The organism is Alteromonas sp. 5NW40-0090 (assembly GCF_057552975.1).
Genome location: NZ_BAAJLT010000008.1, coordinates 147,547 through 173,896, shown reverse-complemented (window position 1 = coordinate 173,896; position 26,350 = coordinate 147,547). Strand labels below are relative to the sequence as shown.

Below are 26,350 nucleotides of genomic sequence, written 5' to 3'. Positions count from 1 at the left end.
ACCAAAGAATAACATCCTAATATTGTAAATTGGCGCGCCTCTTACTATAAATAAAGAACGCTACTGTTAATCTTTGCCGATAATGCTTTCAAAGACGTTCTTTTTCCATAGTTTAGATGAGTTAAAACAAGAAAGTGACGCTTTGAAAGCGTTCGCCCCATCTCTGCTAATAGTGTACGCATCGTCTCCATTTCTCAGTTCACCCGAGCTATTTCCGATAGTGAGTGATATTTGCCCTGACTGCGTTGGATGCAGTACCGCAGGTGAAATTTCCGCGAACCGAGTAACCTCTAATGGTATCTCTGTCGTTCTTTTGCGTTTTGAATCTTCGTCATACGCAAAAATACACCAAACAACGTTAAGCGACATGCCGTCTTCTTTTGAAACCGGTCAGTCACTTGCAAGCCGTATCGAACTGAATGGCCTAAAAGGTGTTTACGTTTTGGCGCCTGGTGTCGAAATAAATGGCTCAGCTTTGCTAAAAGGCATTTCGACTCACTTATCGCAGAGCATAGGAATAAGCGGCGGTCTTGCCGGCGATGATGGCGCATTCGAACAAACATATGTACTACACCCTAACGGCATTGATAGCCGCAGTGTTGTTGCCGTTGCGTTTTACGGTCAATCACTCAGTTTTGACTATAGCGCGCGTGGCGGATGGCGGTCATTTGGCCCAGCGCGAAGAGTCGCTTCGGCAAAAGAAAACCTGCTGTTCGAACTCGACGATAAGCCGGCATTGGATATCTACAGAGCGTATTTGGGTGAATATGCGGAAGACTTACCAGCGAGCGGGCTTCTGTTCCCTTTCGAAGTACTAAATGAAAACGGCGAGCCAACGGGAATTATCAGAACTATTCTTGGCATTGACGAGCAAACTAAGGCCTTAGTATTGGCAGGTGAGGTCAACGAAAGCCAGTACCTGCGTCTTATGAATGCGTCAACGGAAGACCTCATCAGTGGCGCACTTGAAGCGATTGCCCCTATTGCCAGCAAAAACAGAGATGAAGATTTGCACTGTTTAGCTTTGGTGACAAGCTGCGTAGGTAGAAAACTAGTTATGGGTGATCGCGTTGAGGAGGAGATTGAAGAGTTAGCTCGGCAGTTAAGCAGTAATACCAATATTGCTGGATTCTATTCTTACGGAGAAATAAGCCCTTCATGCAATGAAGCTCCGTGTGAACTGCACAACCAAACGCTAACCCTCATGCTGTTGAGGGAAACACATTGAATTCCCTATTAGAACGTCAGTTACGCCGAGCGTTTCAGCTTGACGATACAGAATCACTCGCGCAGTGGCTCAAGGGACTTGATGACGATAGTACAGATCATACAAGCCTAAGTCTGCAGACGCTTAAGCGGGGACTCGCTGCTCTTATACCGAGAATTGACGAATCTTACACGTTTAATGAAAGGGACATCAAATTAAGAGATAGAAGTTTACATATCAGCTCTGAAGAACTTATTGCTGTAAATAGAAAGGTTCGTGAAGAGTTTAACGAACAAAAGGCCGTTATCGAAACCTTACGATTAGCAGTAAATCAACTTTTAGAAGAGCGAAATAAGCCGCTGATAGATGAGAAATTTACCAACCTATCAGATCTTTCTTCACTCATGTACGAGCTTATATGTGAACAGAAAAATGCAAATAATGAGCTGCTATTACAGCGCAGAGCTATGGATAAGCACGGCATAGTCGCAACTATCGATCTCAAGGGTACGTTATTATCAGCAAACGATAAATGCTGTCAGCTTTCCGGCTATTCTCGCGAAGAATTAATAGGACAAAGTACCGCTATTTTCCGCGTGGAAAATATTTCGCTCACTGAACAAGTCGAAATATTGGGAGCACTTATCAAAGGAGAGATTTGGCAAGGGGAACTCAATAGCTTTACGAAAGACGATAAGCCTTGGACGGTCTTTGCAACTGTTGTTCCTATCGTTGAATACAACCAACGGGTAAATCGCCTTGTAGTTATTTGTACTGATATGTCAGAACAGAAGCGTCTATCAAGGAGACTCAAAAAGGATAGAGCTTTTCATAAAAGTATTACCAATAGTATAGGTGAAGGTGTGTATGCAGTTAATGGTGAAGGCACAACACAATTCCTTAACCCCACTGCTTCTCGTCTACTTGGGTGGACCTTAGAAGAGTTACAAAACAGACGCTTTCACGACACGGTTCACTACCAAAAAGGGGATGGAACACTACTTCCCAGAGAACAGTGCCCTGTAAACAAAACAATTAAAAGCGGGTCGTCGTACACCTCTTATGAGGATTTTTTCACTGATAAACGAGGGCGCTTATTCCCTATTTCTATCGTTGCCGTACCACTTTTTGATAAAGAAGGTAAGCCGGATGGGCATGTAGGTGTTTTTAACGATATTAGCAACCAAAAAGCCATTGAGCACAAGCTCCAGAAAGCCTACGACGAGGCTCAAAGCGCCAACAAAGCAAAAAGCGACTTTCTCGCGACCATGAGCCATGAAATTAGAACACCAATGAATGCCATTATTGGGCTAACTCATCTGGCATTAGAGTCACAGGATAGCGACCAACAGCAACAGTATTTGGAAAAAGTTCAGAACAGTGCAAATGCACTGCTCGAACTCGTCGACAGCATCTTAGATTTCTCAAAAGTAGAAGCAAACAAAATCGATATTCTCGATGAACCTTTCACCTTAACAAGGACCATTGAAAAACTGGCGCAAGTATTTCAAGTTAAAGCGCAACAAAAGCAACTTCAGCTTCTTTTCGACATTCGCTGTAGCGCGAGTATTCCCTGCCACGGCGATAGCGAGAAAATTTATCAGGTGCTTCTGAATCTTTTAAGTAATGCCATAAAGTTTACTGATAAAGGAACTGTAACACTTACAGTCGAACAGAAAGGTTCTATGCTGGTGTTTTCCGTATCCGATACTGGGATGGGAATAAGCGTTGAAGGACAATCTAAATTATTTAATGCATTTGTTCAGGCTGATGCCTCTATTTCAAGAAAGTTCGGTGGCACAGGATTGGGCTTGGCCATATGCAAACGGCTAGTTGACTTAATGGGTGGAAACTTAACCTTAGAAAGCAAAGTGGATGAAGGAAGCCACTTTTCATTTTCATTGCCGGTGTGCCACAACAAGAAGTATGAAGCCCAGCCGACATTACCAGCTTCTCTCCCCAAAAACATTGTATGTATTCAAACACATGAAAGCGTAAGGCAAGGCTGTGAGGTGTTTAGCAACACACTAGAGAGGCTCGGTATTAAGTGTCAGGTTGTAGATGACGTCAACAATACGCTTCCAGACAGTGCTGAGCTAAGCATAGCGTTCCTGTCTAATGATGCGGAAAGTTGGAGGGGGCTGTCTAATAACTTGGAAGCTGGAAAATATAGCAACATTAACTTGTGTGCTTTGGTCAGTTTATTCAGCCGCCAAGAGGTTCAGAAAAAGTTGGGGCATTTATTGCCTGGCGACCTTAAAATTGTTGAGCTTCCGTTCATTGATAGCGACATCATTTCTGCCCTTGCACCGCTTAAAGCCTCTAAAAAGAAACAATCGATGGACAGTTTAGAAAATAAGAAGTGGCGAACTGTACGGTTGGCTGAAAAACAGGTTTTAGTGGTGGATGACGACCCGATAAGTGTAGAGATTAGTCAGCAAATACTTGTCGATTTAGGTATGAAAGTAGTAACCGCAACGACAGGAAAACAAACCTTAGCACTTTGTGAAACAAAAAAATTTGACGCACTTTTGCTTGATTGTCATCTGCCTGACATTTCCGGATATGACATAGCCGAAATACTCTCACAACAGCATGGCTGGACAGTACCCATCATTGCACTTAGTGCGGATGAAACGCATGAAGCTTCAGAAAAAGCATTGGCCTCAGGCATGTGTTTTCATTTAGTCAAACCAGCTAAGGCAGATGAGATCATTCACACTATAGATACGAATATACACGCAGGCTACATTGAAGTAACTATTCCCGATGATCCCAGCCCTTTCATTTCTTCGTTGGTAGCTTTCTACAATAAATACAGTCAGCAGAGTGTAATGTCAGATTTACTCAACATTTTCCACTCGCCCTCTGTCGATAATCTACTATTAAAAGAATTGTACGATGATGCTCAGAGCATTGGTGCCACTACCTTAGCACAATGTTTACAAGTACTTATTGAAACAGGTGAAAGACCTGAAGCTATCATTGCAAAAGATGTTGCAACTCTGTCCTTTGAGCTAGATGCAGCACTTCGCCTCATTGCACATACGATAAATAAAGGCACGCGTAAAACCGATATGCACTCGAATGAAAACCTGGATGACGCGGCAATTCTCTCAAGCTTAGACACTATACAGAATGCGTTAGAAGCTTACGATGCAAAAGCCCTTGAGTACATATCCAGTTTTGCTGCACAACATTCAGAATCTCGCTTTGCAATTGAAATTAATCGGCTTAAGCAGCTTGCCTCTATTTATGATTTTGAAGGGGCTTTAGTCCTAATTAAACAGTTAATAGACAATATTAGTAATGAATAACCCGAAACCCAAAAGTAATAAATTTAGCGTACTTGTTGTCGATGATGAACCAGCCAATATTGATATATTGCTTGGAATACTTAGTCCTTATTATGACGTCAAGGTTGCGCCCTCTGGTGCCATAGCACTCAAAATAGTGCAGCAGTTCACCCCAGACCTTATATTGCTCGATATTATGATGCCGGGAATGGATGGATTTGAGGTGTGCAAACAATTAAAAACTGACAGATTACTAAGCCAAATTCCGGTCATTTTTGTCACAGCGTTGACACAAGGCGAAAGCGAAGAAAAGGGCTTTAAACTGGGTGGTGTCGATTACATAACCAAGCCAGTATCGCCTAGCATTACATTAGCGCGCGTGAAAACACATATTAGTCTTGCCCATCAAATGCGTATGACAGAAAACCTAGTGGCCGAACGCACTGAAGAACTCAGCAAAAGCCAACAAAGCGCCATTACTATGTTGGCAGCTGCTGGTCACTACAATGATACCGATACAGGGCATCATATATGGCGAATGGCAGCTTACAGCAAATGTTTAGCTATTGCCTGTGGTTGGTCGTTTGACGACGCTTGCTTGTTGGCGCAAGCTGCGCCTATGCACGACACTGGGAAAATCGGTATTCCCGACGCTATTTTGAAAGCACCTCGTAGGCTAATAAACAGCGAAATGGAGGTGATGCGCACTCATGCACAAATTGGCCATAAAATTCTTTCGCAGTGCGATACGCCTTTGTTTAACCTTGCGGCGGACATTGCGCTATGTCATCACGAAAAATGGAACGGCACAGGCTACCCCAAAGGCTTAGCGGGTGAAGACATCCCTCAGAGCGCGCGCATTGTCGCCATCGCGGATGTATTCGACGCCCTTACGATGAAACGCCCGTACAAAAAAGCATGGTCTGATGAAGAAGCATTTGAACATCTCCAGGAAGGTGCGGGTAAACATTTCGATCCTCATTTAGTGGCGTGTTTTATCTCTATAAAACAGGAAATATTAGACACGAAAGCGTATTGGAATCAGTTAGAGGCCGAAGGACAGATGGCATCAGTAAGCAATTTACTCCCTTAAACTCTAAATTAGCGCAACGCCCCCTTATCTACCATAACGAAAATGGTGAGCGACTATATCAAAGATATGTGTAAATGAATGGCATAAAAAAGGTCGATAATTTATCGACCTTTTCAATGAGTTTGTGTTTTAAATACTGAATTTAACTGGCCCCGAGCTCGGCAGATATAGCATCAGCTTGGCGTTTTTCGCCCTGCACAAACTGCTTCCACTGTTGAGCCATAGCGCGGCTTTTTTGATGCTTTTCCGCCTCGGCTAGCTGGTTGAGCGCAAGTGCATATTGCTTCTTGTTATAAAGCGCCATGCCTTTAATCAGGTAAACCAAACCAGGGTTTCTTAATTCGCCTTTTTCAACCGCACGGTCTGCCGCTGCGATTGCATCGTCGAAACGCTCTTCGTTGAGAAGAATTTGCGCTAACTGTGCATCTAACTCACCGTCTTCCGAAAGCTCTGCTGCCTGCATCATTACCGGAATAGCCTTATCTTGCTCTTTGGCAAGCGACCAGCTTTGGCCTAAGAACTTAAGGTTGCGCAAATTTTTCTCTAGAACGCCGTCGTTCATGGCCTGCTCCATCAACTTAGCACCTTTGTAGGGCACGCGATGATAGTAATAAAGCTGCGCCATATTAAACACATCAGCTGAGGTATTCACGAAGCCGCGCTGATACGCCGTTTCCATGATAGCAAGCTGCTTACGCTCTTCGCCTAGCTCACCGTACATGCCAGCTAGCTGGATCCAATACTTAGGCTCGTCAAATAGCTTCACCATTTTAACCAGAACGTCTTTAACCTTTTGAGGCTGCTTGAGTTCATAGAAAATAGCACGCTGAAGTATTAACCAACCTTCGTCAGGGATCATGCCTTCCGCTTCGTGATCGGCAACGGCTTCAGAAATCCACATTGCAGCTTCGTCGTACTGTTTATTTTGGTAGTACGCCTGGGCCTTGATGACTTTATTTTTAACCGGTACTGGGCCAGCATTAAGACTTTCCCAACGTTCCAAATAAGTGATGGTGTCGTCGTAATTACCCTGCATAAGGTTAAGCTGCGCTAAACTGAAAAGTGTAGTCATTTCGAACTTTTCAGGAATAGGCTGTTGCTCTACCACTTTCGCGAACGATTCCAACGCCTTTGCATAGTCTTCGTTGTTGTAATAAATGAAACCGAAAAAGTTGTACATCATGGCTTTTTCGTAAGCGTTCATAGAGTGAGACTTATCTTCCACTTCTTTCAAAATGGAAATAGCTTCTTCTACATCGCCAGCTTCATCTGCTGCCGTTTGTGCACGGGCTAGTTGCTCGTAGACTTTGCCGCGAAGCGTTGGTACCCGACGGGTTTGCTTATCGCTAGCTTTTATCTCTTGTCCATCTTGCTGCTCAGCCTCTTGCGCTATTGCGTTAGTAGCAATGAACAGAGTAGGTACAGATACCGTGGCCGATGCAAATGCAAACGCCAGTGCACTAAGCAATGTATTCGTCTGTTTTCTCATCATGTTCTGTTACCCGTCAATTTGGAACGTTATACGGTTTTGTACCCCAGACACTTCTGTCGCTTCGCCATTTACCACTCGAGGTTTATATTTGAACTTCATTGCCGCATCAATGGCCGCTTGTTCAAAAATACCTGACGGATTAGCTTCAACAACAATGGGGTCGCGTACTGCGCCTTGCTTAGTTACTGTAAATTCAACAATAACGAAACCTTCTATACCACGTTGAAGTGCACGTCTCGGATAAACCGGTGCAACTTTAACGATAGGCAAATATTCACCATCACCAGATTCAAGGGCCAAGCCGCCTTCTAGCGAGATGTCGTCTCCGACTTCAGCACCAAAGTCCATCGACGTACCTTCTGCATCTGGAGAAGGCGAGTCCATTTGAGGCTGCTCCATTTGCGGTGGCGGCTCTTCAGGCTTAGGTGGCTTCTTCGGCTTACGATCTTTTTTCTCAACCTGTTCATCCTGCTTAACCCTTACGAAGTCAAGCACGCTTCCCTTAGGCGGCTCAGTTAGTGCGCTGCCACCCATCTTGATAAGCGATTGCATCAAGAAGAACAGGCCTAACGTGATCGCAAGGGAAATAACAAATGCGATTAAATATCGTGGCATGATTTATTGCTCTTGGGCTGCAATCGAAACATCGTAAACGCCAGCGGCTCGTGACGCGTCCATAACCTTAATCAGTGTTTCTGTTGTGGCTTTTTTGTCAGCCTGAATTACAACAGAACCCTGTGGGTTTTCTGCGCGAAGACGCTCAATGTTCGCTTGCACTGCGCGAACGTCGATACGGCGCTTGTTAATCCAAATTTCGCCTTTATCTGAAATAGCGATAAGAATATTAGCGCGATCCTTTTTCACAGCAGTTGCTGCTTCTGGACGGTTAACATCGATACCCGCTTCTTTCACAAATGACGCAGTCACAATGAAGAAGATCAACATGATAAATACAACGTCCAGCATGGGCGTCATGTCGATGGCTGCTTCTTCTTCATCGACTAAGTTTTGAAAGTGCTGCTTCATAATAAATACCTTACCTTAACGCTTAGCTAGCATTAACGTTGAATAATCAATGCATCCTCAAGATGCGTGCGTTCTGATTTCACCATACGAGTTAACCAGGTAGCGGCGAATACGCCTGAAAGTGCGCCAACCATGCCCGCCATTGTGGGAATAGTGGCTTTCGATACACCTGATGCCATTGAACGAGCGTTACCTGAGCCCGCAATTGCCATTACATCGAACACTTCAATCATACCGGTAACCGTTCCCATCAAACCTAGCAGCGGACAAAGCGCAACCAGTGACTGAATAATTGGGATGCTGCCGTTTAGGCGCATGGTTAACTGTGAAATTGTTTTCTGACGAACTTGCTCGGCGAACCAAGAAGAGCGATCGGCACGTGCTGTCCACATTGCTATCGCTTCTTTCTTGGCTTGCTTGTGCCAAACCATCAGATACATCGCACGCTCGAGGATCAAAAGCCACATAACGAATATCAGCAGACCGATGACCAGGAGAACCTGGCCACCTGTTTCTGTGAAATCGCGAATTGCTTCTAGAAACTCGATCATGGTTAGCCTCGCTCAGCGCGCTCTGCAATTACGCCAGACGCCTGTTCTTGTAGGATGTACACAATGTTCTTAGAACGTGTGTTAAGCATTGCATAAAGCAGTGTCATTGGAATCGCTACAACTAGACCTAGTACTGTTGTTACAAGTGCTGTTGAAATACCACCTGCCATCAGTTTCGGGTCACCCGTACCAAACAAGGTGATAGCCTGGAAGGTGTTGATCATTCCGGTTACCGTACCTAGTAGACCCATAAGCGGTGCTACAACAGAGATAATCTTAATGATAGTTAGGTTGCGGCCTAACTTAGGCACTTCGCCCAAAATCGCTTCTGTAAGGTGAAGTTCAAGAGCTTCAACGTCGGCGTCTGGGTGCTCGTCACGTACTTTAAGTACACGGCCAAGCGGGTTGTTTGTGTTTACTTCTTTGCTCTTAAGCTGTTTGTTCACTTTCATGCGAATAAGCGTCAGCGTTACAAGACGCTCAAGGGCAAGTAGAAGACCGAATGCACCAACGATAAGAATGATGTAACCTACCACACCGCCCTGCTCTACACGCTCTTGAAGATTAGGCGCTTGAACAAGAAGACCTAGGATTGAACCACCCGTTGGGTCGATACCGAACTGCACTAATTCACCGCTTGATGCTTGTAGTTCAGCAGCAGAATCCATGTAACGGTCAGCAGGCTGACGTACAAGTTCAGATACTGTACCTGTTACACCGTTATACTCTAGGTATTTACCATCAGCAACAAGTGCAAAAGGACCTACGCGAACAACAGACTTATTCACTTTCTCACCGCCCGCTTCAACAACGTCTGTCTTGAACGTAGTCACTTTGCCGGCTTCAGTCATTTCGCGCTGCATTTCAAACCAAACGCGCTCAATTTCTTCAATTGATGCAAGTTTTGAGCTTGAACCCATGTCCTGTGCCATCTTATCAAGGAAGTCAGCACGGCCAGGGATCTGTGCAGAAACCACTGAGTTATAGAATTTGTTTTTGGTGTCGCCAGCGATTTGCTGAAGCACACCGAATAGCTCTTTCAGTGAACCAAGACGTGTGTCTAGTGCACCGTTTAAGTCAGCCAGTTTGAATTCGTTCTCTTCGAACTGAGTTTCAAGCTGCTCTGATTGAGCAAGCATTTGGTCGCGCTTTTCACGAGTTTCGCGAAGAATGCGATCTTGCTCTGCACGTTGCGCTTGGAAATCACGCTCGCGCTGTTTATTTTGCTGAGACTGTGCGAACTGACCTTCTTCTAGTTGCTTAAGAAGTGCGTCTAAGTCCATGGCACGGTCGCTTTGTGCGAAAGCACCAACGCTGATGCTAAGGGCTGCTAGACCAACAGCGATACGTTTTACTGTGTTAAACATTCTCATCAACCTCTTAGTCTGTAATTGCCACTGGCAGCATTAGCAAGTCTGGTGCAAGTTGCTTCTTCGCCATGCGCAGACCTTTTGTAATTTGTGTACGGTAGCTGCTATCAAGCTCTTCCCACTGACGAGTTTGCTTGTTCCAAACACCCTGCATGCTTGCGTCACGTGTTTGATAAATTAGCGCTGTGCGACCAAGGCGTAGGAATTCAACGTCACGCTCTTGACCGTTAATTGAATGAATACCGCTATACGCTTCCATAGTGCGGCCGTAGTCCATCTCTACCTGGTACGCTTCCATTACGCGACGGAATTTTTCAGACGCAGCAACGTCGGCGCGGTCCATCATGGCGCGAAGGTCAGCTACACGATTAGCGCGCTCTTCTGGAAGAAAAGGAACGTCTAGTTCAACGAACTGCTCTAAACCGTCAATCATGCGCATCATTAGCGGCGTGATTTGACGCTCAACAACAGACACTTCATCAATAGCAGCGTTTAAGTCTGCCATTTCTTGTTCTTGGTTATTGATTTGCTTACGAAGCTGAGTGTTATAAACCTCAAGGCCTTCGATTTCTTTCATCAATGTTTTGAACTGTTGAAGTTTGCTGTCAATTTGGTCGGTAATACCGTTTATTTTTTCTTGCGATTTCGCCGCTGACTCATTTATTTTCGCTGCCTCATCGACAACGGGTTTTAAGACTTCATCGTCTTGTGCCAGTACGGGTGTCGCTGCTAGCGCACCTGCTACAAGCAAGGCATTGATAAGCTTCATACATTCAAACCTTTAAAGTTAAAAGAAATCGGTTGTATCCGACTATAAATTTCTGCGCGTAGGATAGGAGTTTTCTGTGACAGTTTTATTACGAAACTGTCATAAATAGACCAAAAGTGTCATCTTCATCGCATAAAAAAGGCCGCTGATTAGCGGCCTTTTAAATAAGTTCAGATTTAGAAGTCGTATTTGAATGACAACCTTATACCTGTACCCCTTGTCTCTGACCTAAGCAGCGTATCGTTAAACTCAATTTCACGATCTTCGCCTAGGATATTCTGAACACGCAATGTGACAGTGCTATTAAAGTCTGGGTAATACTTGTACACCATATCAAGTGAATGGAATGGTTGTTCGAAGTTATCGTCGAAGCCATCAATACCCGCAATCAGGATACGCTCACCGAATACGTTATATACTAATGACGCAGAGTGTTCACCATTATCTGAGTCGTAACCCAACTGCATGTTAAGTACATACTGAGAGTGACCCGTCATACGACGCTCAACGTTAGTAATCGCCGCCGAAACACCGGTTTGCTCTACAATATTCTGACGATCGAGTACGATTTCAGAATCACTAACCGTGATATTACCTGTAGTAAACAAGTTGTCCCAAATACCGTCGCCAATAAAGGCTAAGTCTTGTAGGAATTCAACTTCAACCCCGTACACCTCGCCAGATTCAGCGTTAGCAATACGAATTAGCGGTGGGCCATCCTGAGCCGGAGACTGTACAGATTCAATTGGCGCCTCCATGTCTTTATAGAATAGGCCTACAGAAACGTTGTTACCCGCTTCTCGGTACCATTCCCAACGTAAATCATAGTTAATGATATCTGTTGTGCTTACACCAGGTGTACCCGCAATCGGGAAGTTAGTTAACGGGTCTAGGTAAGTCGCCGAAGAAACCTCACGAAGATCTGGGCGAACTACCGTTTGACCAATACTGGCACGTAGCTGCATATCATCTTCAAGAAAGTAAGTTACAGCTAACGCCGGATAGAAACCGTCTTCTTGGAACGCCAACTGCGAACGATCCGCTTCGTCACTTATATCAAACTGATTAGTACGCGGGTCTAATGGGGCCACTACCTGGCGGAAGTCTTCATAGCGCGCACCGCCCGTGAAACGCCACTTGTTATCGTAGAAGAAATCAGCTTCTAAGTAGTAAGCATCGACTTTTTGACCTGCTACGTAATCATCACCCGCAATGGTTGTATCACGAATAATCGGGCGGCTAGTCAAAGATAAGGTGTCTAAAACACTGTCGCTGAAGATTTCGCTGAAGTCGTTACCGTCTAAAACTGAACGGTCTTCAACACCAAGCGTATTGATGTCGAAACGACGGTTTTCAGCATTACGTGTTTTCGTTACGAAGCTCGCACCCACTTTGTATTCTGTTTCCCACTTACCCATTGTCATTGGGTAAGTCACGTTATAACCAAAGTTCTCCAAGCGGTCGTGAAGGTCTTGAAACGTATATCGAGCCGCAGTCTGTGCATCAGATAAGAAGATTTCGTTTTCACCGTCAAAGATGCCATCTTCATTCACATCTTCCATAACGAAGCGTGCATTGAAGTTACCTGGCGCATGACGTACCGAGCGGCCTAATGAGTAAGTCCAGTCAATACCCATGAAGTTTAGTTCAGGGATTGTATGCTGACCTTTAATCTGGTTGGTATAAAGCGAGCGCTCCTCGTACTGAACATCGATATCGCGAATACGTAGACCTTCAGCTTGGTTCAGGTTTTCAGTGTTACCAAACATTTCGCGAATTTCATCACGGGTATCGTTTAACACGATAAGGCTGTAATCAATACGATGTTGGCGATTATAGTCTACGCCTAGTGTTAATAGTGAAGACCAAGTCACCGTTTGCTCAGTACCCTGAATATCGTCAAAGAAGCGTACATTAATAATGTCATCGCCAACTAAATCAGGGTCTTGCAGCTCGTATTCTTCAGAAGAGCGGGTTTGGGCTGAATAACGTGAAGTAACTAGAAAGCCAAAACGCCAATCATCATCGTAGTCGTAGCTATCACCGTAAGTAACGTTCACACGCATATCAGGGTCAGCCGACGTTCTCTCAAGACCATATTCTCTGTTAACGCCTTTAAATAACGCTAATGCTTCTTCCGGTTCTAGATCATCCAAGAAGTTCTTTGAATCCCAGCGCTCTTGAATAGCAGCAGAGGCTGCGCGGGTTCCATCGTCTTCACCGGTCCAGTCGCGTCCGCCACCAGCATAATCCAATACGTCACCAGAGTTTTCCGTGTCGATACCAACCGCAGCTGATACGTTGAAAACACGCTGTGTAGGTATAGATTTCAATCGGATATTTACGTTACCACCACCGAACGCCGCAGGCATAGACGGTGAATACGACTTCTGGACCGCAAGACTTTCAATGATACTCGACGGAAACAAGTCGAGAGGAATTACGTTACGCGTTGGATCTGGGCTTGGCACGATTGCACCGTTTAATTGCGTTGATGAGTAACGCTCACCAAGACCGCGAACGTAGATGAAACGACCATCTACTAGTGTCAGACCAGTTACACGACGAAGTGCTCCCGCAGCATCACTGTCACCCGTACGAGCTATCTGCTCAGCACCCATGATGTCAGCTACGAAAGCTTGATTTTTACGTTCTTCCATTACTGCCGTTGCCGTGCCCTTTAGGCGCGTACCGGTAGCGACAACTTCCTCAATCACTTCGTCTTCGTTTGATTGAGCGAAAGCCATAGACGTCGGAAGCATAATGCTCGCTGCAACGGCTAGGCTGATGGGTTTTAGAAGAAACCTGTTAGCAGGTCTGTTCATGATGAACCTCTTTATAAAGGAATATATTCACGAAAATAATTCGTGTCTTACAAACTTAAAAGCAAGTGCGCCACTATTGCAACGCACTTGCTTGTTTTTAGCTATGCGAACTGGGTCTTATTCAAGACCAACAGTCCATCCCGCAGTCCAGTCGTTATCAGCGTCTTTAACTGCGCCGATAAAGTCTACTGAAGAGAAGAAGCTGTCTAGCGTCGATACGTCAGTCGCTACTGTTGCGTCCACTGTATAGATACCGTCAAGTACCGTTGCAGTGTTATCTAGTAGGCTGTTACCTGTTTGAGCAGTGAACCACGCTTCTTGGCTGAAGTCGCCAGAATCTTTGATATTTTCTGCACAAGCTAATACAGATGTTTCAAAAGTAAGCTGCGGTGTATTTGTGCCATCCATGTTAGCAAGTAGCGTAGTGTCGCCATCGCTTAGGTCAGCTTCGAAACACTCGCCCATTCCCTCAGGACCGGTTACAACAAAGTTGTATAGCTGTGCGTTAGTTTGGTCGCGAAGTAGAACACCCTCTGAATCAGCGTTAGCGGTATCAAACTCGTTACCAATAATCGTCATGTTAGCAACCATAGGGTTTGAGAACGCTGTACCGTCACCGCCGTCGCCGTCACCTTCAATTGCGCGGTTAGCATCTGAGTTATCGTCTGCCTGCTTAACAAGAACAAACTGTAGCTTACCTATATAACCGTTATCCCAGTCAACAGAGTCATCTTGGATACCCGTTAGCGTTAGGTATTTAACGTTTACTGCACCGCCGAAGAACTCAACACCATCATCCGCATTTTTATGAACTTGTACGTACTCAACTGTAGTACCAGAACCTACGCCACCAAACGTAATACCATTAAGCTCGTTATCTGGTGCGATTTCGAAACCACCGTGCATTACACGTACATAGCGAAGGGTACCAGAGCTATCTGTGTTGTCAGTTCCGCCGAACACTGCACCTTCTTGTGCACCTTCTACTTGAAGTGAACATGACGTGCCATCTTGTGGACATTTAGTCGATTCGCCGTTACCTAGAACGATCATGCCGCCCCATTGACCAGCTTCACCCGCTTCAAGGCCGCCAACAACGTGGTCGCGTGAGGTAAAAGTGATTGGGTTTTCTGCAGTACCGTTTGCGTTAATTTCTGAATCACGGCTAATTACTAGGTAGTCATTACCCGACGCACCGTAAACGGTAACGCCTGGCTCAACAGTAAGGGTTGCGCTGTTTTCTTTGTCGCCACCTACGAATACTGCACCTGAAAGCGCGTAAAAGTTACCTTCTGTAAGCGTTAGGTCAGACGTGATAGTGCCAGACACTTCGCACGTAGTGGTTGAACCGTCTACTGGCGTAATTGACGTTGTACCTGAAGGGCAACCAGAAGCAGATTGTGCTAGTTCGATGTTACCGCCACCAAAACCAAAAGCCCAACCTTGACGCCAGTCATCTTCACCAATCGCACCGATGAATGTGTTCGCTTCAAAGAAAGTATCAAGCAATGTAGACGCGTCGCCACCTGCAGTAAGAAGTTCGCTTTGTGCTGTTAGCGTACCGTCTGGGTTTAGACCAAGGCTTGCACGGTCTTCAAACGCGATTAGTTGGTTACCATCTTGGCCTGTAAACCATGCTTCAAGGTCAACTGCACCTTCTGGCGTATTGAACGGCTCAGAACACGCAATGGCTGAGTAAGTCATGGTTAAGTCACCGTCAGAAAGGTTAGCTTGAACCGTTTCGTCTGTGTCCATTTCTAAACACTCGCCCATTGCTTCTGGACCAGTGATTAGGAAGTTCATCAGGTTTGCGCCAGTTTGGTCGCGAAGTAAAAGACCTTCTGAGTCAGCGTCAGCTGTGTCGAACGTGTTACCGATAACTGTCATGTTAGCGATCATCGGCTTAGAGAATTCTAGACCATCACCACCGTCGCCGTCACCTTCAATACCGCGGTTTGCGTCAGAGTTGTCAGAGGCGTGCTGAACATAAACATACTGAAGCTTACCTTTATAACCGTTGTCCCAGTCTACTGAGTCATCTTGGTTAGCTGTCAAAACTAAGTGTTTCGCGTTTACCGCGCCACCGAAAAACTCTACACCGTCATCTGCGTTGCTGTGAACCTGAACATAGTCGACTTCTGTACCTGAACCAACACCACCGAAAGTGATACCGTTAAGCTCGTTGTCTGGCGCAATTTCGAAGCCAGCGTATTTAACAACAACGTACTTAAGGATACCAGAGCTATCTGTATCGTCTGTACCACCGAATACCGCACCTTCTTCTGCACCTTCAACCTGAAGTGCACAGTCAGAGCCGTCTTGTGGACACTTAGTCGATGTACCGTTACCAAGGATAACCACACCACCCCATTGGCCTGCTCCAACTTCGTCACCTACAACGTCGTTGAAAGATGTCATGATGATTGGAGAAGATGCTGTACCTTCTGCTTCAATTTGAGAGTCACGGCTAACTACAAGGTAATCTGCACCTGTGCGACCAAAGATGATTGTACCTTCTTCGATTGCTAGCGTTACGCTGTCTGCTTTGTCGTTACCAATAAATACTGGACCTTCAAGTGCCCATACTGTGTCATTAGTTAGCGTGATAACGCCTTGATCGTCAGCATCATCAGCTGTTAAACGACCAGAAAGAACGCGTACTTCAACCGACTGGCCGAACGCATCAGAAACTTCACCACTTAGGAAAGAGCTTACTTCACCTGGAGCTGTATCATCTGAACCAGTATCGCCACCAGTACCGCCACCAGTGTTTCCACCGTTATTATTAGTTACGCTGTTATCAATATCACCTTCACTGATATTAATATCGCCGCCACAGCCTGCTAGAACAAGTGCAGTAGCAATAGCTGAAGCCTTGAAAAGTTGCTTAAGTTCCATGTGTTTCTCCAGGTACGGTATAGTTATGGATTTTGAAAACGCGGAAACTTTACCTAAGGTAGATGACACATTTGTTACATTAAGTCGCTGTAACAAAAGTTTCATAGAAAAAGTTCAATTTTGGGCTAAAAAAACGTTTAGAAGACTTACTTTGGCAACTGGGGATTTGTTTTTTGTATATTTTTCCAAAACTTAATTGGTAAAAATCTGAAACCTTTGACCGAACGTAGACTTTATGTATTTTCAACCGTCCCCTTTTTTCAATCGCATTTGCCAGTTTTTCGCCAACATACCCTCTTGATTTGTGACGTAATTATGACATTACAGGTAGGGTGAAGTAGACTTTTAAAGAGGCTTTCACCTAAAAAAATTGTTGATTTGTTTAGCGGTATTAGAGTGGTTAGCGTTGTTCTGAATGGCACTTATTATTCATCAAGCAGTCGACGCTGGCGTACCAGTACGTCTTCACGAATGGGGAAATATCCGTCTCTTAACACCTGCTGCTGCCCTTCCTGTGACAAGATATAGCGCAAAAACTCCCTTTCTAGAGTAGGTAAAGGCTCACCGGGCTTTTTATTTATCACTAAATAAAGAAAACGGGCAAACGGATACGTTTCGTTGCGCACCGTATCAATAGAAAGAGGGATTAAGCTGTCTAGCGACTCACCTAAAGGCAGAGCGCGAACTCCTGCGGTTTTATAGCCGTAAGCGGCATAGCCAATCGCGCCTGTACCGCTGGCCACGGACAATACTACAGATGCAGAGCCAGGTTGTTCATTTACCGTATTCTTAAAGTCACCATCGCACAGCGCCATCACTTTAAACAAGCCGTAAGTACCCGATACTGAATTTCGACCATACAGCCTGATAGGAGAACGATAGCCTACATCGTCAACGCCGAGCTGAGACCAATTGGTAATGGCTGTATTGCTGCCACAAAACTGGGTTTCAGAAAACACCGCGTCAACTTGCTCAAGGGTCATACCCGGCAGAGGATTTCGTCTATCCACAAAAATGGCGATGGCATCCATTGCCACTTTTAATACCGTAGGCGGGTAACCGTGGGTTCGTGTAAAATCTCGTATTTCACTGGGCTTTAATTCTCGGCTCATAGGGCCTATGGTGGCAGTACCTTCAATAAGTGCCGGCGGAGCGGTAGATGAACCTGACGCCTGTATTTGAAAGCCGACCTGAGGATATAGGGTTTTGAATTCCTGTGACCAAAAGGTCATTAAATTTGCCAGCGTGTCTGAGCCAACAGAGGATATTTTTCCTGCCACCCCAGGCTTGCGTTCATAGGCAGGCACTTGATAGCTACCAGAAGCAGATGACGAGCTTTGAATATTTTGAGAATTAGCCAGGGTTCCAAATGGTATCAATAAGCCTATTACTAAAAGTAACGTTGAAAGGCGATAGCGTTGCCCTTTCATCTTGTCATGCTTTTTGCTCACCAACACTTCTCGCCTCTTAGGGTTACAGTTGCTCTGCAATCAACTCGTTATCCAGCACAAACGAGAAATTGCTGCCCTCACCCAATGCACTGGTTATATCTAAACGGGAATTATGATGACTTAGTACATGTTTTACAATGGAAAGACCTAAGCCAGAGCCACCGGTTTTGCGAGAGCGCGCTTTATCCACGCGATAAAAGCGCTCGGTAAGACGGTTTAGATGATTTGGCTCAATACCATCACCGTTATCTACCACAGAAAATTGCGCGCCATTTGGTTTATGTCGCCAGTACACATTAATTTCACCACCTGCTGGGGTGTAGTGCACCGCATTGAACACCAAATTTGAGCAAGCGCTGCGCAGTTCGGTTTCTACACCGAAAACATAGAGTTCTTTGTCGATGTGGAAGTTTATTGTGTGTTTTTTCTCTTTATTCAGCGCCTGCGCTTCTCTTTCCACTTGCGCAAGAACCACAGGAATATTCACAACATTTTCGTAGATGCGCTCCGAGCTTGCTTCAATGCGCGACAACACCAGCAAGTCTTCTATCAAGTTTTGCATACGGTGGGTTTGCGATGTCATTTCTTTCATCGCTTTTTGCATGAATGGATCGGAGTCTTCATCAATAGGAAGAATTTCAAGATATCCGTTAATGACCGTTAGCGGTGTACGCAATTCATGAGACACATTTGCCACAAAGTCCTTACGCATTTCTTCAAGCTGGGACACCCGCGTTATGTCACGGGCAATAAGCAGTAGATGCTCATCGCCATAAGGCATAATCCGGTATTCAAAGGTTTTGTTGGGGTTGGTAGGCGACGGTACTTCGATAGGGTATTTATAGTTGCCCGCATGAAAGTACTGAATGAATTCAGGGTGACGCAACAAATTGTCGACGCGACGTCCAGAGTCTTGCGGCCATTTAAGCCCTAAATCCAAGCGAGCAAGGCGGTTACACCAAATAATGCAGGCCTTAGCATCAACCACTACCGCCGCATCAGGCAAGGCTTCAGAACCCTCTCTAAAGCGCTTTACCAATTCACCAAGCTCTTTACGCTTATTGCGGTTACGACGCTGAAGGTAATAAATCCCTTCATAAATATGTTCCCACACGCCACGCACAGTAGGGGGAGACATTTTACGACTATGCCATAACCAGCGGTTTAACTTATAAAGGTGCCAATAGTTAAATAATAAAAGTAGCGTTGCACCAATAGCAACGGCAAACAGCATATCATCCAAATACCACCCTACAAGCGCAAAAACCACAAGGAATAGCACTAAGCGCAATGTACTTCTCAACCAAGAGAACGGGTAATACATGAAATAGCTCGCGTTGTTAAAGGTGGAATTGGGGGCATGCCCAGATAGCGCAGCGACATCAAGGGAATAACACCATTTTATTCCCTAAACACTACATTTATTACAGCTTAGTAGAAAAACGGTAACCCGCGCCGCGTACTGTTTGGATCATAGCATCATGTCCGTGGCGAGAGATAGCTTTGCGTAGACGTCGAATATGTACATCTACCGTTCTGTCTTCTACATAAACATTGGTTCCCCAAACATTATCTAGCAGTAACTCTCGACTATAGACACGTTCTGGGTGCGTCATAAAGAAGTGCAACAACTTAAATTCAGTCGGCCCCATATCTAAAGGTTCTTCATTCGCCATTACGCGATGTGATACCGGCTCAAGTTTTAGGCCATTGAATTCAATAGGCTCCTCGCTTGATGTAGGCGTTACTCTTCGCATCACTGCTTTTATTCTTGCCACAAGCTCTTTCGGCGAGAATGGTTTAGTAACGTAGTCATCAGCTCCTGCGTCCAGACCGCGAATTTTGTCTTCTTCCTCGCCACGGGCTGTAAGCATAATGACGGGAATGTCACGAGTAAACTCGTGTTGCTTTAAACTTTTAGCTAGCTGTACACCGCTTCCTCCCGGCAACATCCAATCTAATAAGATTAAATCTGGGTAAGGTTCGCAAATTTTTTCTTGCGCGATGTCGAAATCTTCGGCTTCTATAATGTTAAAACCAGATTGCTCAAGCACAAACTTAAGCATTTCACGGATAGGCGCTTCGTCCTCAACCACCAACACTGTACGAGACATCGTAATATTCCTGCTCATTTCTAAACGCCGTTATTATTAATGTGGTCTGTGACAGTTTTATTAAAACGATTACATTAATGTGTCAAGTTTAATACGTTTATAAAACACGCGACGCACAAAGTTTAAGCATAGAATCTTGTTTATTCATACGATTGCGCATATTCTTGGTTTGTCTTAATTTTCAACGCGTATGTAATTTATAACGACTATCTCGCCATGGTGTGGGTATCATCAAAAGTCTGAAGTAACAGGGGTGCGTTTTTCTATGGCTGCGGTCAAGACGGGGTTATCAAGGAAGCTTTTAGCTAGGGTACTGTCTGTATACTTTGCCCTCACACTGCTTGTGACAGTAGGACAGATTTTTACTGAATATCTCAGCACAAAAAATCACGTTGAAGGTGAACTGCAAACCCTGAAAAACACCTTTTCTTCAAGCCTGACTCGCGCCTTGTGGGAGTTAAATAATGATCAGGTTCGCGCTATTGCTGAAGGATTAATGTCACTGCCTATCGTTGAAGGACTTCAAGTACGCGGTGAGAATGGCAACTACATTGCAGAGTATGGCATTCGTGCGCAACGCTCACCCGCGCCTATTGATCAAGAACTCATAGAAGATCACGCCGGCGGCGTTTTTAGCTACAGCTTTCCATTGGTGTTTAAATTCTCTGGGCGTGAATCTACCGTTGGCGATGTCACCTTGTATTCGAGCTTCGACACTATTTTTAGTCGTATTGAAGTGGGCGTGTTTTTTCTCATCGGTAACGCATTAGTAAAAACCACTTTTCTTGTCTTCTTATTCATGACCGCATTTCGCACCATGCTTTCTGAACCGCTGCAAACCATGACTGAGCAAATGGGTAACTTTGACCCGCAACATCCAGAGGAGAGTAAACTCAGCATAAAACTCGATGACGACAACGAGCTATTACAGCTTAAGGAATCTTACAACCACGTTATTGATGACCTTATTATTTCAAACAATAAGCTTAAAGATGCGCAGAGTGAACTTACCCTAGCCAACAAGAAGCTAGACGACCAAAACCTAATACTAGAACAAGAAGTGGCAAAGAAGACCGCATCTTTGTCTCAAATCATGCTCGACTTAGAGCAGCAAAAAGATGAACTTATTGCCCATCAACGAGAGCTTCGCCAGGAAAACGAAAACCGCCAGTACATAGAAGCTGAACTTCGTAAACGCAATCAAGAACTCGCCAGTTCAATGGATACGCTTCATCAAGCACAAGAACAATTGGTTGAATCAGAGCGCATGGCCTCACTAGGCGGTCTTGTTGCGGGTATAGCGCATGACGTGAACACGCCCCTAGGGGTGAGCGTTACCGCAGCCAGTTTTCTTCAAGAGCGACTGAACAACTTAAAGACCGACTTTCAAGATAAAAGCCTGACCAGTAAGAATATGGCAAGCTTTATTGACGAGGCTGAGCAAACTGCACTCTTACTTTTGAGTAATTTAGAGCGGGCATCTGATCTTATTGCTAGCTTTAAACAAGTGGCCGTCGACCAAACTAGCGAAACTGAACGCGAGTTTGTTTTAGGTGATTACATTAACGAAATCATTCAGTCGCTTAAGCCAAGTTTTAAGCATACTGAACATCAAATTAACGTATCCTGCCCCGACAATTTAGTTGTGACCTGTGCACCCGGCGCCATCGCTCAAATCGTTACCAATATGGTGGTTAACTCAATCACACATGGATTTGAAAATAAGGCAGCCGGCTCTGTAACACTAGATGTAAAAGAAGATGGTAATAATGTTGTGATCCACTACCAAGATGACGGAAAAGGTTTAAGCGAAGAAGAGCTCAGTAAGTTGTTTGATGCCTTCTTTACTACCAAACGCGGAGAAGGTGGTAGCGGTCTAGGCACACATATTATGTACAACCTGGTTACACAGTCGCTGCATGGACATATAGAGGCCGACAGTACGCTTGGCAACGGCTTACAGTACACCATTCGTTTTCCGAAAAAGAGTGCTTAGCCTTTCTTGCCACTATCAATCTAAGGTGCCCGCTTTCTAGGGCCTTTTATTCAATTGCACCGCGAGTCTTACGTTGGTAGGCTTGCGCCCTATTTTTATCAAGAGAATGCTTACACTATGTGGTTTAAAAATGTAAAAGCCTATCAAATTACTCAGCCGTTATCGCTAGACGAGGGCGATTTAGAACGTGCCCTTAACGAACACGCTTTTCGCCCATGCGGCAGCCAGGATTTAGCAACCATGGGGTTCGCCTCTCCGTTTTCTCAGGCGGGTAAGCAAGGCACCATGTTCCATGTTGTTCAACAGCGTTTTTGGATAACCCTAAAGAAACAAGAAAAGATCTTGCCCGGCGCAGTGGTAAATGCCGAGCTTGACGAAATGGTGGCCAAAATTGAAATGGAAACCGGTTCGCCAGTTGGTAAAAAAGCCAAGGCAGATCTTAAACAAGAAATTCAAACCCGCTTGCTGCCCCAGGCCTTTACGAAAAACACCTACACTCACGGCTTTATTTCGCTTGCTGACAACTTAGTCGTAGTGGACGCATCATCTGATGGCAAAGCCGAAGCCTTTTTGGCCATGGTCAGAAAAGCCATAGGCTCACTGCCGGTTGTTCCGTTTACGCGCAGAAGCCTTCAAAGCGAGCTTACGCACTGGGTTACTGAGTCAACACCAGAAGGTGTAGGTCTACTTGAAGAAGCTGAGCTTAAATCTACCGATGACACTGGCAGCGTTATTCGTTGTAAAAACCAGCCGCTAGATAGCGAAGAAATCAGTATTCATTTGGATGCCGGTAAGTTGGTTCAAAAAGTTGCATTCGAATATGCAGAGACGTTAACGGCTATTATGTGTGAGGATGGCGCCATTAAACGTGTTAAGTTCACCGATCGCATTAAAGAAGAAACTGACGATGTGCCAAAAGATCAGGTTGAAGCGCGCCTTGATGCAGAGTTCGCGCTTATGTCAGCCGAAATTTGTACACTGCTTAACTTCCTTCGTGGTGCGCTTAATCTTAACGACGATAGTTTATAAACGAACGGCAAATAAATATTAAGCCGATGAGAAAGATAGCCTAGCGCTATCGAAAAGCCTAATTACCTTGGAGTAGTTAGGCTTTTTATTAGGCCCTGTTAATTAACTTGCTTGTTTGAACTGGCAACTGTCATGTAGTGCAAATACTTTCTAGCCTTTTCCCTAGTGTTTGCGAGAAAGTTGCCCAACCGCTTTAAGTGGGATAGTGAATAACCACAATAAAGCGCGTTTCTCCTACTTCATCTCGATAACCGTGGGGCTGGTCTGCGCGTAATATACACTGCTCTTGCGCTTGATAGATTTGCCATTGACCATCTTGCAAAACCCCTAACTTTCCTTGTAGTACGTGAATATGTTCGGTGACCCCTATTTGATGCGCCGAAGAGTGCTGCTCATGAAAGTCCGTTAAGCATAGTTCAAACATTTCAAACTGGGTGGCTGAGTTAAACGGAAATAGCGTTTTTATGGTTACGTTTGGGTCGTTAGCGAACTTGTTGTCGGCATGTTGGGACGTAGGTGCGGTTTCATCACCTGACAAGAAAGAAGAAAAAGAACACGCAAGACCTGTGGCTATCTTCCACAAGGTAGCGATTGTAGGGCTAGACTCACCTCGTTCTATTTGCCCCAACATGGCCTTAGACACGCCCGTCAATTGGGCGGTTTTATCAAGGGAAAGCCCCCTAGCTTTACGAACAGACTGCAGGTGCTGTGCAATACTTCTTGAAATAGCAGAAGGCTGCGCATTTGCTTTTGCCATGTAATCAAGGCCTTTTATTTAGTCGCTGATATTAAAAAAGCAGTTGTGCGCTATAACGCACAAATGATAAGTTGCCCATTGTACGTTATAGCGCACAGAAAGGTAGAGTAGCACATTCGATAAACACTGAAAGCGTGTTTTTATCGCTCAGTCGTTTCCAATTCGAAATGCCATCACGAGGGTTTTCATGAGCAAATGGAAGTTAAGTCATATCAGCGCGGGGCTTACCGCCGTTACGGTAGGTTACAGTAGTTCTGTTGTCATTATCATTGATGTAGCGCGTAAAGCCGGCGCCAGCGACGACATGGTAGTGAGTTGGTTATTGGCGCTTGGGTTCGGTATGGGTATTACCTGTATTCTGTTTTCGTGGCTCTCCAAGCTGCCCGTTGTTACCGCTTGGTCGACGCCTGGTGCGGCTTTTTTGTTAACCAGTATCGGCGACTATAGTTTAAGTGAAGCCATTGGTGCATTTGTAATATGCGCAGCGCTTTCACTTATAACAGCGCAAAGTCGGACTTTACTCAAACAAATTAGTCGCATTCCTCCGGCCATTTCATCTGCACTTTTAGCTGGTATTCTCCTGCCTATATGCCTTGCGATATTCAGTGATGTTAATGAAGCACCCCACTTAGTTGCGTTATTTATCACGGCATATCTAATAGGAAGCCGACTATTTCCCCGCTATTTGATGCTGTTACTACTAGTTATGTCGATAGGCATTAGTTTGTTTATGACCAGTGCCAGCGGTACTTTTGCTTTACCAAGCGGCTCATCAGGGCTGGCGTCAATGTTCACGTTGCCTGAGCCTATCTGGGTTACTCCCAGTTTCTCGCTTAGTGCCGCCATTGGATTAGCCTTTCCTCTTTTTCTTATTACCACGCTTTCCCAAAACTTGCCCGGCATAGCAATTCATCATGCCCACGGCTATACGCCCGACCACAAACCCATTTTGTCAGGCATTGCCATTGTTCAAGCTTTATTAGCACCTTTCGGTGGTTTTACCTTTAACTTAGCAGCGATAACGGCGGCGTTATGCATGGGTGAGCAGGCAGATAATGAAAAGTCACAACGCTATAAAGCGGCTATTGCAGCCGGCGTGGCGTATTTATTTATGGGGCTGTTAGCGTCTGTGGTCGTTGCGCTATTTGTGAGTATGCCCAGTATCATTATTCATCTGCTTGCTGGACTAGCCCTATTGGCTACGCTGCAAGGAGCGGTGGTTCGCGCTATGGAAGTAGAGCATCACAGGGCTCCTGCTTTGCTTACTATGCTGTGTACGGCGTCTGGATTTAGTTTATATGCCATGACATCAGCAGTGTGGGGGTTGGGATTAGGTTTATTGTTGCTGTATGTTCAAAAGAAACCTGATAACGCCTAGTGGAGCTTGTTTAGCGCTGTTAACCATAGCAAAATTTACCTAACAAAAAGCCGATACTTTTGAAAATCTTCTTCCGTATCGGCCTAATAGTAGTATCAAGCTTCTTATAACTTTTAAGCTTATAAGAATATTTGTTTCGCGGCGCTTGCTAGTTCTTCAAACTCATCAGAGTGAAGCTCGCCCATATCTTCAACTACACCGCGCTGCATCGCTAAGTTTAACATAGCGTCTTTTTGACTGCCTGCAGCACCTGAGACTGCCGCGCCCACACGTACAAAATCAATATAACCTAGTTCATCTGGCAAGTAGCTTAAATCTTTCCAGTTTTTAGCCACATTGACGAAGCTATCGCCGAAGCCCCATTCACGCATTATACTTGCGCCAATGCGGCCAGCTAATTTATCTATAGCCACTTCAAGAAATGAAGGGTTAGCAAAGACTTCAGGGTGACGTTCAGCTTCAGTTAAAATAGGTAAAACGCCGATGTTGTGAACCAGTGCCGCTAGCGTCATGGTATCCATGCTCATTTCACGCTTTTTCGTACGCGCGATATACAACTGTAGTACTGCCATAGAATTAGCAACAATATTTACAGTGTTTGCCCACTCTTGCTGCAAGTAGCGTGCAACTACATCATTTTTAGAAACGAACAACTGCTCCATGGCCAATGCTGTTGAAATATTCTTGATTTGGCGCAGACCAATTCGTGTCACCGCTTGGCTGATAGACGTCACTTTTACACTGCGGCCCATGTAAGCGCTATTAGCGATTTTGATCATTCTCGCGCTTAGTGAGGGATCTTGACCAATCACGTCTCCCATTGCATTTAAGTTAATGTCGGGATCGTCTGCTGCTTTACGGACTTTCAATGCAATAGCCGGAAGTGTAGGAAGGACCAGTGTGTCATTATTTATTTTTTCAACCAAGATGGTTGAAAGCGCGTTCTGTGTAGACATATTTCTACCCTTAGAAAGTTCCAAATAGCCTTGATAAGGCGATAGGTTGCGTTATCCGTTATTCATCTAGTCATCAGAAATTCCAATGCACTAAATTAACTAAATGTTTATGCGTTGCATTCCCTGCGTTTACTCACATAGC

At 45.0% G+C, this 26,350-nt stretch carries 19 protein-coding genes; 6 read left to right on the top strand and 13 right to left on the bottom strand.

The window, feature by feature from the left end:
• Nucleotides 1-82 precede the first annotated feature (82 nt).
• The 3 genes from AC27KT_RS11685 to AC27KT_RS11675 are packed head-to-tail and all read left to right on the top strand — an operon-like array spanning nucleotide 83 to nucleotide 5,596.
• On the top strand, nucleotides 83-1,228 hold the full coding sequence (locus AC27KT_RS11685; protein ID WP_487130130.1) for an FIST signal transduction protein: 1,146 nt from the start codon (nucleotides 83-85) through the stop codon (nucleotides 1,226-1,228).
• Nucleotides 1,225-4,524, top strand: a complete 3,300-nt coding sequence (locus AC27KT_RS11680) for a hybrid sensor histidine kinase/response regulator (protein ID WP_487130128.1) — start codon at nucleotides 1,225-1,227, stop codon at nucleotides 4,522-4,524. The genes AC27KT_RS11685 and AC27KT_RS11680 overlap by 4 nt, the downstream gene beginning before the upstream one ends.
• Nucleotides 4,517-5,596 carry an HD domain-containing phosphohydrolase gene (locus AC27KT_RS11675; protein ID WP_487130126.1) on the top strand — a complete coding sequence of 360 codons (1,080 nt, stop codon included), beginning with the start codon at nucleotides 4,517-4,519 and terminating at the stop codon, nucleotides 5,594-5,596. The genes AC27KT_RS11680 and AC27KT_RS11675 overlap by 8 nt, the downstream gene beginning before the upstream one ends.
• Nucleotides 5,597-5,738: 142 nt before the next feature.
• On the opposite strand, the gene AC27KT_RS11670 is transcribed toward AC27KT_RS11675, so the two are convergent.
• From AC27KT_RS11670 to phoB, 11 genes are all read right to left on the bottom strand, one after another.
• Complete coding sequence (locus AC27KT_RS11670; RefSeq protein WP_487130124.1) at nucleotides 5,739-7,088, bottom strand: tetratricopeptide repeat protein; 1,350 nt, start codon at nucleotides 7,086-7,088, stop codon at nucleotides 5,739-5,741.
• A gap of 6 nt (nucleotides 7,089-7,094) precedes the next feature.
• Nucleotides 7,095-7,703 (bottom strand): energy transducer TonB, encoded by a 609-nt coding sequence (locus tag AC27KT_RS11665; protein ID WP_014948290.1) that lies wholly within the window; start codon nucleotides 7,701-7,703, stop codon nucleotides 7,095-7,097.
• 3 nt (nucleotides 7,704-7,706) lie between these two features.
• On the bottom strand, nucleotides 7,707-8,114 hold the full coding sequence (locus tag AC27KT_RS11660) for an ExbD/TolR family protein (RefSeq protein ID WP_014948289.1): 408 nt from the start codon (nucleotides 8,112-8,114) through the stop codon (nucleotides 7,707-7,709).
• A gap of 32 nt (nucleotides 8,115-8,146) precedes the next feature.
• A complete protein-coding gene (locus AC27KT_RS11655; RefSeq protein ID WP_012517279.1) occupies nucleotides 8,147-8,665 on the bottom strand; it encodes a MotA/TolQ/ExbB proton channel family protein in 519 nt (172 codons plus the stop codon).
• Between the two features lie 2 nt (nucleotides 8,666-8,667).
• Complete coding sequence (locus AC27KT_RS11650) at nucleotides 8,668-10,032, bottom strand: MotA/TolQ/ExbB proton channel family protein (RefSeq protein ID WP_014948288.1); 1,365 nt, start codon at nucleotides 10,030-10,032, stop codon at nucleotides 8,668-8,670.
• A 13-nt stretch (nucleotides 10,033-10,045) separates the two neighbouring features.
• The gene (locus AC27KT_RS11645; RefSeq protein WP_487130120.1) at nucleotides 10,046-10,804 is read right to left on the bottom strand and encodes a DUF3450 domain-containing protein; all 759 of its coding nucleotides are present in this window, start codon (nucleotides 10,802-10,804) and stop codon (nucleotides 10,046-10,048) included.
• Nucleotides 10,805-10,980: 176 nt separating this feature from the next.
• The gene (locus AC27KT_RS11640) at nucleotides 10,981-13,629 is read right to left on the bottom strand and encodes a TonB-dependent receptor domain-containing protein (protein ID WP_487130118.1); all 2,649 of its coding nucleotides are present in this window, start codon (nucleotides 13,627-13,629) and stop codon (nucleotides 10,981-10,983) included.
• A 117-nt stretch (nucleotides 13,630-13,746) separates the two neighbouring features.
• Nucleotides 13,747-16,527 carry a hypothetical protein gene (locus AC27KT_RS11635; RefSeq protein ID WP_487130116.1) on the bottom strand — a complete coding sequence of 927 codons (2,781 nt, stop codon included), beginning with the start codon at nucleotides 16,525-16,527 and terminating at the stop codon, nucleotides 13,747-13,749.
• Nucleotides 16,528-16,952: 425 nt separating this feature from the next.
• Nucleotides 16,953-17,984, bottom strand: coding sequence for a PstS family phosphate ABC transporter substrate-binding protein (locus tag AC27KT_RS11630; RefSeq protein WP_487130114.1), 1,032 nt, complete (start codon nucleotides 17,982-17,984; stop codon nucleotides 16,953-16,955).
• Between the two features lie 16 nt (nucleotides 17,985-18,000).
• Entirely contained in the window at nucleotides 18,001-19,302 is a 1,302-nt protein-coding gene (phoR, locus tag AC27KT_RS11625; protein ID WP_487130112.1) for a phosphate regulon sensor histidine kinase PhoR, read from the bottom strand.
• Between the two features lie 100 nt (nucleotides 19,303-19,402).
• Nucleotides 19,403-20,092, bottom strand: a complete 690-nt coding sequence (phoB, locus tag AC27KT_RS11620) for a phosphate regulon transcriptional regulator PhoB (protein WP_014948281.1) — start codon at nucleotides 20,090-20,092, stop codon at nucleotides 19,403-19,405.
• Between the two features lie 265 nt (nucleotides 20,093-20,357).
• On the opposite strand from phoB, the gene AC27KT_RS11615 reads away from it, so the two are divergent.
• The gene (locus AC27KT_RS11615) at nucleotides 20,358-22,088 is read left to right on the top strand and encodes an ATP-binding protein (RefSeq protein ID WP_487130110.1); all 1,731 of its coding nucleotides are present in this window, start codon (nucleotides 20,358-20,360) and stop codon (nucleotides 22,086-22,088) included.
• Between the two features lie 117 nt (nucleotides 22,089-22,205).
• On the top strand, nucleotides 22,206-23,117 hold the full coding sequence (gene rdgC, locus AC27KT_RS11610; RefSeq protein ID WP_014948279.1) for a recombination-associated protein RdgC: 912 nt from the start codon (nucleotides 22,206-22,208) through the stop codon (nucleotides 23,115-23,117).
• A gap of 193 nt (nucleotides 23,118-23,310) precedes the next feature.
• Here rdgC and AC27KT_RS11605 read toward each other — a convergent pair whose 3' ends face one another.
• Nucleotides 23,311-23,874 (bottom strand): helix-turn-helix domain-containing protein, encoded by a 564-nt coding sequence (locus tag AC27KT_RS11605; RefSeq protein WP_487130107.1) that lies wholly within the window; start codon nucleotides 23,872-23,874, stop codon nucleotides 23,311-23,313.
• Between the two features lie 187 nt (nucleotides 23,875-24,061).
• Here AC27KT_RS11605 and AC27KT_RS11600 point away from each other — a divergent pair, with 187 nt between their 5' ends.
• Entirely contained in the window at nucleotides 24,062-25,252 is a 1,191-nt protein-coding gene (locus AC27KT_RS11600) for a benzoate/H(+) symporter BenE family transporter (RefSeq protein ID WP_487130105.1), read from the top strand.
• A 119-nt stretch (nucleotides 25,253-25,371) separates the two neighbouring features.
• Here AC27KT_RS11600 and AC27KT_RS11595 read toward each other — a convergent pair whose 3' ends face one another.
• Nucleotides 25,372-26,208: an HDOD domain-containing protein gene (locus AC27KT_RS11595; protein WP_487130103.1), complete on the bottom strand. Its 837-nt coding sequence runs from the start codon at nucleotides 26,206-26,208 to the stop codon at nucleotides 25,372-25,374.
• Between the last annotated feature and the right edge of the window lie 142 nt (nucleotides 26,209-26,350).

Bases quoted from the DNA above. Each gene is read 5' to 3' on its own strand.
- AC27KT_RS11685 (WP_487130130.1), top strand. From the start codon at position 83: ATGCTTTCAAAGACGTTCTTTTTCCATAGTTTAGATGAGTTAAAACAA.
- AC27KT_RS11675 (WP_487130126.1), top strand. From the start codon at position 4,517: ATGAATAACCCGAAACCCAAAAGTAATAAATTTAGCGTACTTGTTGTC.
- AC27KT_RS11670 (WP_487130124.1), bottom strand. From the start codon at position 7,088: ATGATGAGAAAACAGACGAATACATTGCTTAGTGCACTGGCGTTTGCA.
- AC27KT_RS11665 (WP_014948290.1), bottom strand. From the start codon at position 7,703: ATGCCACGATATTTAATCGCATTTGTTATTTCCCTTGCGATCACGTTA.
- AC27KT_RS11660 (WP_014948289.1), bottom strand. From the start codon at position 8,114: ATGAAGCAGCACTTTCAAAACTTAGTCGATGAAGAAGAAGCAGCCATC.
- AC27KT_RS11655 (WP_012517279.1), bottom strand. From the start codon at position 8,665: ATGATCGAGTTTCTAGAAGCAATTCGCGATTTCACAGAAACAGGTGGC.
- AC27KT_RS11650 (WP_014948288.1), bottom strand. From the start codon at position 10,032: ATGTTTAACACAGTAAAACGTATCGCTGTTGGTCTAGCAGCCCTTAGC.
- AC27KT_RS11645 (WP_487130120.1), bottom strand. From the start codon at position 10,804: ATGAAGCTTATCAATGCCTTGCTTGTAGCAGGTGCGCTAGCAGCGACA.
- AC27KT_RS11640 (WP_487130118.1), bottom strand. From the start codon at position 13,629: ATGAACAGACCTGCTAACAGGTTTCTTCTAAAACCCATCAGCCTAGCC.
- AC27KT_RS11635 (WP_487130116.1), bottom strand. From the start codon at position 16,527: ATGGAACTTAAGCAACTTTTCAAGGCTTCAGCTATTGCTACTGCACTT.
- phoR (WP_487130112.1), bottom strand. From the start codon at position 19,302: ATGTATTACCCGTTCTCTTGGTTGAGAAGTACATTGCGCTTAGTGCTA.
- phoB (WP_014948281.1), bottom strand. From the start codon at position 20,092: ATGTCTCGTACAGTGTTGGTGGTTGAGGACGAAGCGCCTATCCGTGAA.
- AC27KT_RS11615 (WP_487130110.1), top strand. From the start codon at position 20,358: ATGGCTGCGGTCAAGACGGGGTTATCAAGGAAGCTTTTAGCTAGGGTA.
- rdgC (WP_014948279.1), top strand. From the start codon at position 22,206: ATGTGGTTTAAAAATGTAAAAGCCTATCAAATTACTCAGCCGTTATCG.
- AC27KT_RS11605 (WP_487130107.1), bottom strand. From the start codon at position 23,874: ATGGCAAAAGCAAATGCGCAGCCTTCTGCTATTTCAAGAAGTATTGCA.
- AC27KT_RS11600 (WP_487130105.1), top strand. From the start codon at position 24,062: ATGAGCAAATGGAAGTTAAGTCATATCAGCGCGGGGCTTACCGCCGTT.
- AC27KT_RS11595 (WP_487130103.1), bottom strand. From the start codon at position 26,208: ATGTCTACACAGAACGCGCTTTCAACCATCTTGGTTGAAAAAATAAAT.